Here is an 11,892-nt window from a genome sequence, read left to right on the forward strand (position 1 = left end):
TCAACGAAGCATTTGTTCAATTGCTAGATCTAAAATGCATATGAATAGAGCGTTGTTGGAAAGCATCCCACCATCAGCAGGCACAAGAGGGTCATCACAATGAGCAACGCCGCATTAGCTGTTCAACCCGTCGCCCAGGCACTCGACATCCACCCGGTCGCCGGCCGCATCGGCGCCGAGATCCGTGGCATCAAATTGTCCGGTGACCTGGACGCCGCCACCGTCGCAGCCATCCAGCATGCGCTGGTGCAGTACAAGGTGATCTTCTTCCGCGAGCAGACCCACCTCGATGATCAGAGCCAGGAAGCCTTCGCCCACTTGCTGGGTGAGCCGATTGCCCACCCGACGGTTCCGGTGCGTGACGGTACGCGGTTCCTGCTGGAACTGGACGGCACGCGCGGCCAGCGCGCCAATTCCTGGCACACCGACGTGACCTTCGTCGACGCCTACCCAAAAGCCTCGATCCTGCGTTCGGTGCTGGCGCCCAAGGCCGGTGGCGACACGGTGTGGGCCAACACCGCCAGCGCCTACAACGACCTCAGCGTGGAGCTGCGCGCACTCGCCGACAACCTATGGGCGGTGCACAGCAACGAATACGACTACGCCGGGCGCAAGCCGGATGTGTCGGTAGAAAAGCTTGAGGAATACCGCAAGGTCTTCACCTCTACGGTGTACGAAACCGAACACCCGGTGGTGCGCGTGCACCCGGTCAGCGGTGAAAAAACCTTGCTGCTGGGGCACTTCGTCAAGCGCCTCAAAGGCTACTCCCAGGCGGACTCGACGCAGCTGTTCAACCTGCTGCAAAGCCACGTCACCCGCCTGGAAAACACCGTGCGCTGGCGCTGGAACACCGGCGACGTGGCGATCTGGGACAACCGCGCCACCCAGCATTACGCAGTGGACGACTACGGCACCCAGGAACGCATCGTGCGCCGGGTGACGCTCAAGGGCGATGTGCCGGTGGGTGTGCAAGGGCAGCGTAGCCAGACCACCAAAGGTCTCTAAGCGAACACAGTTCCAAATGTGGGAGCAGGTTTGTGTGGGAGCAGGCAAGCCTGCTCCCACATTTGATTTGTGGTGTTTACCAGACGCCTATCTGTACGACCTTCTCTGCCTCCGGCTCGCCATACCGAAACCATTGGCCACGCTGATCAATCTCCGCGTGGCTGATGGTGGTGCGCCGTTTCAACCCGCGCAGCCATTCGAACAAATACCCCAAGTGCGTCTCGCGCACCGCCGCATAGGCCGGGTCGGCGCCCAGGTCGTGCAACTCCTGTGGATCATTTTCCAAGTCAAACAGCTGTGGACGAAACCCGTCATACGCCAGGTATTTCCAGCGCTCGCTGCGCACCATGGTCATGCGGCAACGGTCGATCGGCTGCGCCAGGCGCTCGCGGGCCGGGGCCTGGAAGGCGTAGTCGTATTCGGCGATGGCGTAGGTGCGCCAGGTGAGGGGCGCGCCGTGCAGCAGTGGGATCAGCGAGCGGCCTTCGAGGCGATGGTCGGCGTTGGGCAGGCCCAGGGCGTCGAGGAAGGTGGGCAGGGCGTCGATGGTTTCCACCAGGCGTTCGTCCACCGAGCCACGGCTGATGTCGGCACTGGCGCGCGGGTCGCGAACGATCAGCGGGACACCCACCGCAGGCTCCAGCAAAAATTCTTTTTCACCGAGGAAATGATCGCCGAGGAAGTCGCCGTGGTCGCTGGTGAACACGATCAACGTGTCGTCCCAACGGCCGTTGCTTTGCAGAAAGTCGAACAGCCGCCCGAGTTGATCGTCGATCTGTTTGATCAGGCCCATGTAGGTCGGAATCACCGTGAGCCGTACCTCATCACGGGAGAGATTCAGGCTCTCCTGATGCTGACGAAATGCCTGGTACACCGGGTGATCGCTCGTGTGGTCAGGCTGAATCGGCGCCTGGATATGCTCGGCGCCATACAACGCGTGGTACGGCGCCGGGGCGATATAGGGCCAGTGCGGCTTGATATAGGACAGGTGCAGGCACCACGGCTGCTCGGCCTGCTCGCGGATAAAGTCGATGGCGCGATCGGTGGTGTAGACGGTTTCCGAATGCTCCTCGGCCACCCGTGCGGGCAGCCCGGCATTGCGCATGTGCCAGCCGCTGAGTACTTCACCGCCTTCGCCCTCGGCGGCGTTGGCCCATTCATGCCACGGGTTGGTGCCGTCGTAGCCTTTCGCGCGCAGGTAATGGGTGTAAGGCGCGGACTCGCGTTTGTCGTCGAACAGCGGGCTGTCGGGGTAGATGCCGTCGTGACGGAAATAGGCGTCGAAGCCGACCTCATTCAGCGGCTCGGCCTGCTTGCTGTCGGGGTCGATATTCAGGCGCTGCAAGGCCTCCAGATTCGGCGTGGCGTGGGTCTTGCCCACCAGCGCAGTGCGGATGCCATGGGGGCGCAAGTAGTCGCCAATCGTCAGCTCTTCCAGCGGCAGCGGCACCGCGTTCCACGCCACCTGATGGCTGCTGACATAGCGCCCGGTGTACGCCGACATCCGCGATGGCCCGCAAATGGTGCCTTGGGTATAGGCGCGGCTGAAGCGCACGCCGGCCGCGGCCAGGCGGTCGATATTGGGCGTGTGCAAATGCGCGTGGCCGTAGCACGACAGGTAATCGCGACGCAGTTGGTCGCACATGATGTAGAGCACATTGCGCACGGGTTTTGGTTGAGACATGGGGCTTCACCGAACAGAAGAAAGATGACGGTTTTCGCTGTTCGGATGGGGCACTGGCAAGTGCATTTGAGGACTGGGTTATATGCAATGAATGCATTTCAAATGGGGGCGCTGGCTTGCCTGCGATAGCGCCCTTTCAGACAGCGACATTTTCCAGCGCACACACCTCCTCATCCAACTCATCCATCTGCTTGATCTGCTCAATCATCGCCTGCGCCAACGGCGACAACCGATACCCCGTGCGACTGACGATGCCATAGCGGGTGTAACGCTCCTCCAAGTCTTCAGCCAGCCCATCAATCTTCAAACACACCAACTCGCCCCGGGCCATGTGCAGCACATCGCTGTTGGCGCTGACGATGCCGATGGCGTCCGAGCGCAGCACCACCCCCATCAGGCTGTAGCCGTTTTCGCATTCCACATTGGGCAGGTAATCCGGTCGGCCGCTGAGGTCGACGATGACCTTGCGCAAGTTCGGTGGGCGGATGGTCACGGCCAGCGGATAACTCATCAGCTCGGCGGCGCTTACGCTGTCGCGCGCCGCTAACGGGTGCCCGGCGCGGCAGCAGAAATACCAACGCCGCGCGCGCAGGCGGTAGGTGTGATAGTCCGGGTTGGCTTCGAAGTGGCGGGTGTCGGCGACGAAGAATTCGAACTCTTCGCTGAGCAGGCGTTTGCTCAGGTTTTGCCAGTCATCCACCTGGAACTGCACGCGGGCCTTGGGGTAACGCCCGATAAAACTGCCGATGGCACGCGGGATCAACCCGCCCGCCGGGGCCGGGCCGCAACCGAAGCGCAGCTCACCGGCTTCCAGGCCATTGAACTGGCTGATCTCGTTGGCCAGTTGTTGGGCGCCGCTGACCAGCCGCCGCGCATGTTCCAGCAATACCTGGCCTTGTTTGGTTGGCGCGAGGTCCTTGCGGCCGCGGTCCACCAACAGGCAACCGGCACTGTGTTCCAGCGCCTGGATACTGCGACTGAACGCCGATTGCGAGAGGTTCACGGCCAACGCAGCCGCGACAAAACTGCGTTGTTCAGCGAGGGCGATGAAGTGGCGAAGCTGGCGCAAATCGATATGCATTTTTCACATCAAAAATATCCGGGAAATGCATTGGCTATGCATTAGGTCGACTCCTTATAAAGGCTATCTCTTATGCAGTAAATGTTCGTAAAAACATAAATAAATAACCTAATGGAATATCTGGTGTTGGATATTCCTGGGTTTCGGAGCCGCTTATGAGTCTGTTGAAGTCCTTGCCCCTGGCCATGTTGGTGGCCGGCAGCACCAGTTGGTCGCCCACTCAGGCGGCCGAACCTCCCGCACCTGCCAGCAAGGGCGAAAACGCCAGCGGCCAGCTTGAAAGCGCCAGCGGTCGGCTTGAAACAGTCACCGTGACCGCCCGGCGGCGTACCGAAAGTGCTCAGGAGGTGCCCACGCCCATGAGCGTGATCGGCGGCCAGGCGCTGGAGAGCCAACGGGTGTATCGGATTCAGGATTTGCAGCAATTGGTGCCCAGCGTCAACGTCGCCTATATGCATGCGCGTCAGTCCAGCGTGTCGATCCGTGGGCTGGGCAACAACCCGGCCAGCGACGGCCTAGAGGGCAGCGTGGGGCTGTACATCGACAACGTGTACCTCGGGCGACCGGGCATGGCGGTGTTCGACTTGATGGACATTGAGCAGCTTGAAGTGTTGCGTGGCCCGCAGGGCACGCTGTTCGGCAAAAACACCACCGCTGGCGTGATCAACATCAGCACCCGCGCGCCGAGTTTTACCCCGGAGCGCAGCATCGAAACCTCGTTGGGCGAGGACGGTTATTTCCAGACCAAGGGCACCATTTCCGGCCCGCTCACCGATGATTTGGCCGGGCGTTTCTCGGCTTATCGCACGCGCAGCGACGGCGACATCAAGAACGAATACAACGGCCATGATCTTAATGGCGGTTCACGCCAGGGCTTTCGCGGGCAATTGCTGTACAAGCCCAGCGAGACATTCAACCTGCGCTGGATCGGTGACTACAACGAGGAAGATTCCAGCGCTGGCACGCGCGTGCTGTATAGCACCGGGCCGACGATCAATGGCACCAACCTGTATCAAGCCCGGGCAGCGGCGGCGGGGGCGACCCTGGTGAATGGCACCCACCGCAAGGTCAACCTGGACAACGACCAGCACGTCACGGTGTTCCAGGGCGGCACATCGGTGGAGGCCAATTGGACCCTGCCGAGTGACTTCACCCTGACCTCGGTCAGTTCCTATCGCTGGTGGAATTTCACCCCGCGCAACGACGATGGGCTCAACGTCCCGGCCTCGTACAACGCTGGCGTGTCGGTGGAGGATAAACAGTGGTCCCAGGAGTTCCGCCTGGCCTCACCCACCGGCGGCTTCTTCGACTATGTGCTGGGCGCCTACTACTTCGGCAATTCGCTGGATAACAAATCCTTCGCCTACTACGGGCCCAAGGCCGATATTTGGAATGGCACGCCGACCGGTGCGTTGAACAATGTGAGCAGCGTCGGCAACGGGCATATCCGCACCGACAGTTTTGCGCTGTTCGCCCAAGGCACCTGGCACCTGACCGAGCGCCTGGATTTCACCGCCGGCCTGCGCGGCACCTATGAAGAGAAAAGCGCCTGGGTCACGCGTAACGCGCCAGTGGGTGGCGCTGCGGTGACCGGCGCGGCAGCCACCGCGCGGCGTGGGCGTGCCGGGGTGTATGACTCGGGCGACCTCAGCCAGTACAGCGCCACGCCGTCAGGGCTGCTCAACCTCACGTATCACTTCAACGAAAACCTGCTCGGCTACGCAACGCTGTCCCACGGCGAGAAGTCTGGTGGGGTCAACCTGGCCGTGGGTTCCGCGCCGACGGCCGGGGCCGATTCCTTGCTGATCGGCACCGAGCGCGCCAACAACGCCGAACTGGGCTTCAAGAGCACGCTGTGGGACCGCCGCCTGCAGCTCAACGCCAACCTGTTCTGGACCCAGGTCAACGGCTACCAGACCAACGCCTACGACCAGGACAACCGGGTGCAGTACCTGACCAATGCCGGCTCCGTGCGCTCGCGCGGGGTTGAAGTGGAAAGCACGCTGGTGCCGATCAAGGGCCTGACGCTGAACCTCAACGGCTCGTTCAACGATGTGAGTTACCTGTCTTACAAAGATGCGCCGTGCCCGCCGGAAATCAGCCTGCGCCCCGGTGCACCGGCGTCCTGCGACCTGACCGGGCACCAGGTGGTTGGCGCGTCCAAATGGATCGCCAACGCCAACGGCGAATACAAGTGGAACCTGGCTAACGGCTTCGAACCTTACGTCACCGCCAGCTATGCGTTCCGCTCCAAAGCGGTGGGCACCGTGGAGGATTCCGACTACGGGCAGATCCCTGCCTACGCGGTGGTCAACCTCTCCACCGGCCTGCGCGGCAACTACCAGCAAGGGCAGTGGGATGTGTCGTTGTGGCTGAAAAATGCCTTCGACAAAACCTACTACACCACCCTGTGGACCGGCGGTAACGGCGGCTACGAAGGCCTGCTGGGCACCCCGCGTACGCTAGGCGTGACCGGGCGCTACGACTTCTGAGCCGGTGCGGTAGGTGGCCGGGCTGAACACTCGCGTCACCAGCAGCATCGCCACCACCGTGACCGTCAGCACCACCCAGGCGCTGACGAAATTGCCGGTGAGTTCGCGCAGCCAGCCGGTCAGCCACGGCGAAACCGCGTTGATCAAAAAGCCCACGCCTTGCACGAAGGCCGCCAGTTGCCCGGCTTGGCGTGGGTCGCGGTGGTGGTCGAGGGTCAGCAGCAAGCTCAGGGCGAAACACGCGCCCAGGCCGAAGCCGCATAGCGCCACCCACACGTGCGGATACTCCAGCGGCGCGAGGATCAGGCCGAGGTAGCCGATGGTCTGCGCCAACAGGCTGATGCTGAGCAGTGGGCGGCGGTCGATACCGCGCTGCGCCAACACCGGCATCAACAGCGCGGCGATCACCTGGAAGATGGTCATGAACGCCAACAGCGAACCACTCGGCAATACGGCCCAGCCCAGCTGCTGATAGTACGCAGGCAGCCACGCCACCATGCTCATGTAGCCGCAGTTGACCAAACCGAAATACAACGCCAACAGCCAGGCGCGGCGATTGCGCAGGCCTTTGAACGCGGGTGCTGCCTGCAGCTTTCTCGGCGCACCCAACGGCAGCCACGCCCACAGCAACAATGCCCCCAGCGCCGGCAATAGCCACACGCCCAACCCCGCCTGCCATTGCTGAAAGTGCGTGGCCACCACCGGGCTGAGCAGCGCCGCCAACCCACCACCGGCCATCAACGACGCCGAGTACACGCCCATCGCCACCGGCACACGGTGATGGAATTCACGCTTGATCATCGCCGGCACCAACGCCTGGATCAGCGCCACACCGGCGCCGCCGAGCAAGGCGGTGACCAGCAGCGCCGAGGCCTGGCCCATCAGCCAGCGTACTAGGCACGCCAGCAGAATCATCATCAAGCCCAGGGCGATGCCGCGCCGTTCGCCCAGCCGCGCTTCCACACGCACGCCGACCAGCGCCACCAGGCCCATGCACACCACGGGCAGGCTGGTGAGCAAGGCGCTGCTCTGAAAGCTCAGGCCGGTGGCCTGGCGAATCTCGCCAAGCAACGGGCTGATGGAACTGAGGATCGGCCGCAGGTTGAGGCCCAGGACCACCAGCAGGCCCCAGCCGGCGAGTTTGCCCATGAGTGATGGGTTAAGCGGCATGCATGACCTCTCGGGTGCGCAAAAGAGGCATGCAGTATGCGGAGCCGTCGAGGTATTTTGAATTTAAATCTAAGCCTGGCAGGGTGTGTCCTAGGGCGCTTAAACCAACTTCAAGGCGAAAACCCCTGCGTCCGGCGTGCGCCCCAACGTGCCGTAGTCTTCTACTTTGCCATTGAGCACTGCGGCAACGTGGTCGTTTTGGGCTATGACCCCGGCCGCGCCATTGGCCAGCTCCCGTGCAGTCGCCTGCTCGACATGGTTTTGCAGGCCCAGGCGCTTAAAGCCGTTTATGGCAGGTTGAGAGTGGTTCAGAGCGCCCAAGGCATCGCCGAAACTGCCACCGTTTTCCTCCTGTTCCCGCTTGGCGCTGACCGCATACATGAAGTTGGCATCTTTGAGCATCTCTTTGTTATCGCCTTTGAACCCTGATTTCTGGGCGGCTTCATCGAGTTCTGCTTTGCTCACATGGTAGATTTTGTCAGAGTCTTTCATTTTGACGTCAAAGCCGTCGCCGCTTTCTTCTACCGATTCGTATACTTCTTTGGGGCCACCCTCTTTTTGCATGGCTGCCTTTATCGCACCGACGGTTACACAATTCTCCGTGCCCCCTTCTTGTCGAAATCCATCCACAAGTTCCGTCTCGCTATAGGGGCCACGTTTTTTGGGCACGTCACCCGCTTGGCCGCTGTATGAAGCCTGCCCGCCTTGCTGTGCATTGCTCTGGCCTGCCCCACTCGCACGCTTCGCCGAGTTATCGTAGTTAATGGCATTAGGGCTGGAGCCCGGGTTGTTGGCGTTTGAGGTCTGCGCCCGCGGCTGAGCGTTGTTCTGATCCGAACCACTCAAAATTGCCGCGAGTTTGCTCATAAAAGAGCTGATTAGGTCCCAGGCTTCCGGCGAGGCCGGGTTCGTGTTCCCAGCATTCGCTGCACTGAAGGCTGAGTTGGGTGCCGGGCTATTATCGCTACCAAAGTTAATCTGAGATCCCTGTTGGGCGCGTGGCACGTTCGGGGCAGGAATCCTGCGTGCCTGGCTGGGGAGCGTGGGGCGAGTAACTAGCGAACAGGTTTCTGAGTTGGGAGCCGATGTTCATGGGGTTTTCCAATTAAGAGCGATCTCCCAGCACCAGGGAGCCTTTCGCGCGCGTTATCGAATGTGTATCGACGTGCTCTCAAGCTCGCCGTGTTGAACCCTTGGTGGTTCATGGCGGGTTTGGGTTCCAGGCGAGTGTGCGAATAAATACCCTTCGCCAGTAGGCCGAAGACGGGGCTGACGCCCTTCGGAGCGAACGCTGCGCACACTGGCAATCGCGGGCAAAACCATGCCTTCGATGAATATTTTTCATGCCTGAAAAGCATTGAAAAACAACCCCTTCACCACAGGCCGCGCCGGTCGTGGCTTTGGCATATCAGGATGTTTCGTTTATTCAATTTAGATCTATGTATAACTTTAAAGATTACTTTAAGAGATAAGCGTCTGGCCCCGATGATTCAGCCCTCGACGGCCGCTTTGGCAGGCCTGTCGGTTTTTTTGTTTCAAAACCGTAGGGAGTGAATCAATGGGCAATGTCCAGACCGCCGCCAGTGCACCAGAGGCGCAGTGGCGCCAGGCACCGGGTGGTGAGTTGGTCGACCTTGGCCGGCCGCACCGCGCACCACTAGTGCAGTTGCGTTTGCAGAAGACCCCGAAGCGCTTCTCGAGCCGTCGTGAAGGGCTTCTGCTGGGCTTGCTGGTGTTGGCCTTGCACGGCGCGGTGATCTATTGGGTGAGCCAGAAGCCCACGCCGGTGCTGCCGATTGTGCCGCCGGAAATCCCGCCGATGACCATCGAATTTTCCCAGCCGGCGCCGCCGGTGGTTGAACCGCCCCCGCTTGTTCCGCCCCCACCGCCACCACCGCCCGTGGTCGAGCCACCGCCGCCGGTTGTGGATGAATTGGCCGCCAAACCGGCGCCGCCAAAACCGATTCCAAAACCTAAACCCAAGCCGGTACCGAAGCCTGAGCCCAAGCCCGCACCGAAACCGGTCGAGCAGCCACCCGCGCCACCGAAGCCAGCGCCACCTGCACCGCCCGCGCCCGCCGCACCGCCGTCGCCGGCACCGGTTACACCGGCCTCGGCCAACGCCGCGTACCTGAAGAACCCGGCGCCTGAGTACCCGTCACTGGCCCAGCGCCGCGGTTGGGAAGGCACGGTGTTGTTGCGGGTGCATGTGTTGGCCAGCGGCAAGCCGGGTGAGATCCAGATCCAGAAAAGCAGCGGCCGCCAGCAACTCGATGACGCCGCACTGACCGCCGTGAAGCGTTGGAGCTTCGTGCCGGCCAAGCAGGGCGATGTGGCCCAGGACGGCTGGGTCAGCGTTCCGATCGATTTCAAGATTCACTAACTATTCGGCAGCGGTGTGTTGGACACGCCGCGACCTGCACAGAGGGAAAACATCATGGCATTAGCATCTCCACTTGAATCCATCGAAAGCACGGTGATCTGGCTGCTGGTGGCCTTTTCGGTCGCCACCTGGGGCTTCGCCTTGCTCAAGGGCCTGCAGTTCGGTCGCCTCAAGGCCCAGGATCGCAAATTCCACAAACAGTTTTGGGCGGCGTCGAGTCTCGACTCTGCCGCTGAACTGGCCGAAACCCAACCCGGCGCCGCAGCCCGTGTGGCCCAGGCCGGTTATGCCGCGATCCAGGTCGGTGACGCGCCACACGCTGCAGATTTGAGCCAGGCGATCAACCACCAGGACCGCCTCGAACGCGCCCTGCGCCAGCAGATCGTGCGTGAACGCCGCTCCCTGGAAACCGGCCTGGCCGTGGTCGCCAGTATCGGCAGCACCTCGCCGTTTATCGGCCTGTTCGGCACCGTGTGGGGGATCATGGAAGCGCTGAAGGGCATCAGCGCCGCCGGTTCCGCCAGCCTGGAAACTGTAGCCGGGCCGATTGGTGCGGCGCTGGTCGCCACCGGCGTAGGTATCGCCGTCGCGGTACCGGCGGTGCTGGTCTACAACTACTTCCTGCGTCGCCTGAAGCTGACGGCGGCTGACCTTGATGACTTTGCCCACGACTTCTACAGCCTGGCGCAGAAGAATTCCTTCCGCGTGCTGCTGCACCCTGCGCTGACCAAAAACGCGGCGGGCAACCCGCAAAAAGTGAAGGAGGCGTCCTGAGATGGCCTTCTCCACGCAAGACAGTGATGAGGTGCTGAGCGAGATCAACGTCACACCGCTGGTGGACGTGATGCTGGTGCTGCTGGTGGTGTTTATCGTCACCGCGCCGCTGCTGACCAACGCGATTCCGATCAACCTGCCCAAGACCGAAGCGGTCGCGCCGGTTGAGCAAAAGGACCCGCTGGTGGTGAGCATCGACGGCGCCGGCAAACTGTTTATCAACAAGGACGAAATCCAGCCGGACCTGCTGGAGTTCAACCTGCAGGCGGCCAAGGCCAAGGACCCCGATGTGCGGGTGCAACTGCAGGCTGACGATGGCGTTAACTATGGCGAAGTGGCGCGAGCCATGGCGTCTATCGAGCGTGCGGGCATTACCAAGCTGTCGGTGATTACTGCTCGTTAGTTTCAAAAGCCTCGACAAGTTTTTGGCCGTTTTCCTTGGCAGGGTGCGGCCTTTTTTTTGCCTGGGATTTACCTGGTATCCCAATTTCCAATGTGTAACCCGGTCAATGTGGGAGCTGGCTTGCCTGCGATAGCGGTTTATCAGCCAACATCTCTGTCGCTGAAAGATCGCTATCGCAGGCAAGCCAGCCCCCACATTTTGAATGTCAGTGGTTTTGATGTTTTGGTTATTAATAAATAGCTTCTTATTCCTTAACGAATATAACCCTCGTCCCTATACTGGTCAGCAACGTTAAACGCTGCAGGAGGGCACACCCATGCACAGCGAGTCGATTCGTTATCTGATCGTGCCGGGCTGGCAAGGATCGCCAGAAGATCATTGGCAAAGTCATTGGCAGAACAGCCTGCCCAACAGCGCGCGGGTGGAGCAGGCCGATTGGCTGACGCCGCGACGCGAAGACTGGGTGGCTGCACTGGCCGAGGCCATCGCCGCCGACAGCACCCCCGTCATCCTGATCGCCCATAGCCTGGGTTGCATCACCGTCGCCCATTGGGCGGCCACCGCTCCTGTGCATTTTTTGCGTCAAGTGCGCGGCGCCTTGCTGGTGGCGCCGGCGGATGTCGAGCGCCCTGCCTGTTTACCGGCCCTGCGCAACTTTGCGCCGATACCCAGCGACCTGCTGCCGTTTCCCAGCCAAGTGGTCAGCTCCGATAACGACAGCGCCGTCAGCGCCCCTCGGGCTCTGGAACTGGCGCGCAATTGGGGCGCGGAGGCCGGGATTTTGTCCGGTGCCGGGCATATCAATGTGAAGTCCGGCCACCAGCGCTGGGAGCAGGGTTTCGCCTACCTCTATCGCCTGCAAAACCGCCTCGAGCATCACGCCCGGCGCAGTGCCTAAAT

Annotated in this window: 10 protein-coding genes; 6 read left to right on the top strand and 4 right to left on the bottom strand. The window is 61.5% G+C overall.

What is annotated here, in order from left to right; all coding sequences use genetic code 11:
• Positions 1 to 99: 99 nt before the first annotated feature.
• A complete protein-coding gene (locus ACI77I_RS04975; protein WP_242153871.1) occupies positions 100 to 1,005 on the top strand; it encodes a TauD/TfdA family dioxygenase in 906 nt (301 codons plus the stop codon).
• Positions 1,006 to 1,081: 76 nt separating this feature from the next.
• Here ACI77I_RS04975 and ACI77I_RS04980 read toward each other — a convergent pair whose 3' ends face one another.
• Together ACI77I_RS04980 and ACI77I_RS04985 are read right to left on the bottom strand one after the other, a co-directional pair.
• Positions 1,082 to 2,689, bottom strand: coding sequence for an alkaline phosphatase family protein (locus ACI77I_RS04980; protein ID WP_406997070.1), 1,608 nt, complete (start codon positions 2,687 to 2,689; stop codon positions 1,082 to 1,084).
• Between the two features lie 136 nt (positions 2,690 to 2,825).
• The gene (locus ACI77I_RS04985; RefSeq protein ID WP_406997071.1) at positions 2,826 to 3,770 is read right to left on the bottom strand and encodes a LysR family transcriptional regulator; all 945 of its coding nucleotides are present in this window, start codon (positions 3,768 to 3,770) and stop codon (positions 2,826 to 2,828) included.
• 155 nt (positions 3,771 to 3,925) lie between these two features.
• Between ACI77I_RS04985 and ACI77I_RS04990 the strand changes: the two genes are divergently transcribed.
• Entirely contained in the window at positions 3,926 to 6,262 is a 2,337-nt protein-coding gene (locus ACI77I_RS04990) for a TonB-dependent receptor (RefSeq protein ID WP_406997072.1), read from the top strand.
• On the opposite strand, the gene ACI77I_RS04995 is transcribed toward ACI77I_RS04990, so the two are convergent.
• Together ACI77I_RS04995 and ACI77I_RS05000 are read right to left on the bottom strand one after the other, a co-directional pair.
• Positions 6,233 to 7,432, bottom strand: coding sequence for a CynX/NimT family MFS transporter (locus ACI77I_RS04995; protein WP_242153876.1), 1,200 nt, complete (start codon positions 7,430 to 7,432; stop codon positions 6,233 to 6,235). The two genes, ACI77I_RS04990 and ACI77I_RS04995, sit on opposite strands and share 30 nt — an antisense overlap.
• Positions 7,433 to 7,531: 99 nt before the next feature.
• Entirely contained in the window at positions 7,532 to 8,299 is a 768-nt protein-coding gene (locus ACI77I_RS05000; protein WP_406997073.1) for a hypothetical protein, read from the bottom strand.
• A 691-nt stretch (positions 8,300 to 8,990) separates the two neighbouring features.
• On the opposite strand from ACI77I_RS05000, the gene ACI77I_RS05005 reads away from it, so the two are divergent.
• The 4 genes from ACI77I_RS05005 (at position 8,991) to ACI77I_RS05020 (ending at position 11,890) form a co-directional block, all read left to right on the top strand.
• Complete coding sequence (locus ACI77I_RS05005) at positions 8,991 to 9,815, top strand: energy transducer TonB (RefSeq protein WP_406997074.1); 825 nt, start codon at positions 8,991 to 8,993, stop codon at positions 9,813 to 9,815.
• Between the two features lie 51 nt (positions 9,816 to 9,866).
• Positions 9,867 to 10,589, top strand: a complete 723-nt coding sequence (locus ACI77I_RS05010) for a MotA/TolQ/ExbB proton channel family protein (protein ID WP_263275077.1) — start codon at positions 9,867 to 9,869, stop codon at positions 10,587 to 10,589.
• 1 nt (position 10,590) lies between these two features.
• Complete coding sequence (locus ACI77I_RS05015) at positions 10,591 to 10,992, top strand: biopolymer transporter ExbD (protein ID WP_010565408.1); 402 nt, start codon at positions 10,591 to 10,593, stop codon at positions 10,990 to 10,992.
• Positions 10,993 to 11,308: 316 nt separating this feature from the next.
• A complete protein-coding gene (locus ACI77I_RS05020; protein WP_406997075.1) occupies positions 11,309 to 11,890 on the top strand; it encodes an alpha/beta hydrolase in 582 nt (193 codons plus the stop codon).
• Positions 11,891 to 11,892: the final 2 nt, after the last annotated feature.

Origin of the sequence: Pseudomonas sp. D47 (assembly GCF_045447305.1) — a bacterium.
Classification (GTDB): domain Bacteria; phylum Pseudomonadota; class Gammaproteobacteria; order Pseudomonadales; family Pseudomonadaceae; genus Aquipseudomonas.

Coding starts and splice junctions, on each gene's coding strand:
- ACI77I_RS04995 (WP_242153876.1), bottom strand. CDS start 7,432: ATGCCGCTTAACCCATCACTCATGGGCAAACTCGCCGGCTGGGGCCTG.
- ACI77I_RS04990 (WP_406997072.1), top strand. CDS start 3,926: ATGAGTCTGTTGAAGTCCTTGCCCCTGGCCATGTTGGTGGCCGGCAGC.
- ACI77I_RS04975 (WP_242153871.1), top strand. CDS start 100: ATGAGCAACGCCGCATTAGCTGTTCAACCCGTCGCCCAGGCACTCGAC.
- ACI77I_RS05015 (WP_010565408.1), top strand. CDS start 10,591: ATGGCCTTCTCCACGCAAGACAGTGATGAGGTGCTGAGCGAGATCAAC.
- ACI77I_RS04985 (WP_406997071.1), bottom strand. CDS start 3,770: ATGCATATCGATTTGCGCCAGCTTCGCCACTTCATCGCCCTCGCTGAA.
- ACI77I_RS04980 (WP_406997070.1), bottom strand. CDS start 2,689: ATGTCTCAACCAAAACCCGTGCGCAATGTGCTCTACATCATGTGCGAC.
- ACI77I_RS05000 (WP_406997073.1), bottom strand. CDS start 8,299: ATGAGCAAACTCGCGGCAATTTTGAGTGGTTCGGATCAGAACAACGCT.
- ACI77I_RS05020 (WP_406997075.1), top strand. CDS start 11,309: ATGCACAGCGAGTCGATTCGTTATCTGATCGTGCCGGGCTGGCAAGGA.
- ACI77I_RS05005 (WP_406997074.1), top strand. CDS start 8,991: ATGGGCAATGTCCAGACCGCCGCCAGTGCACCAGAGGCGCAGTGGCGC.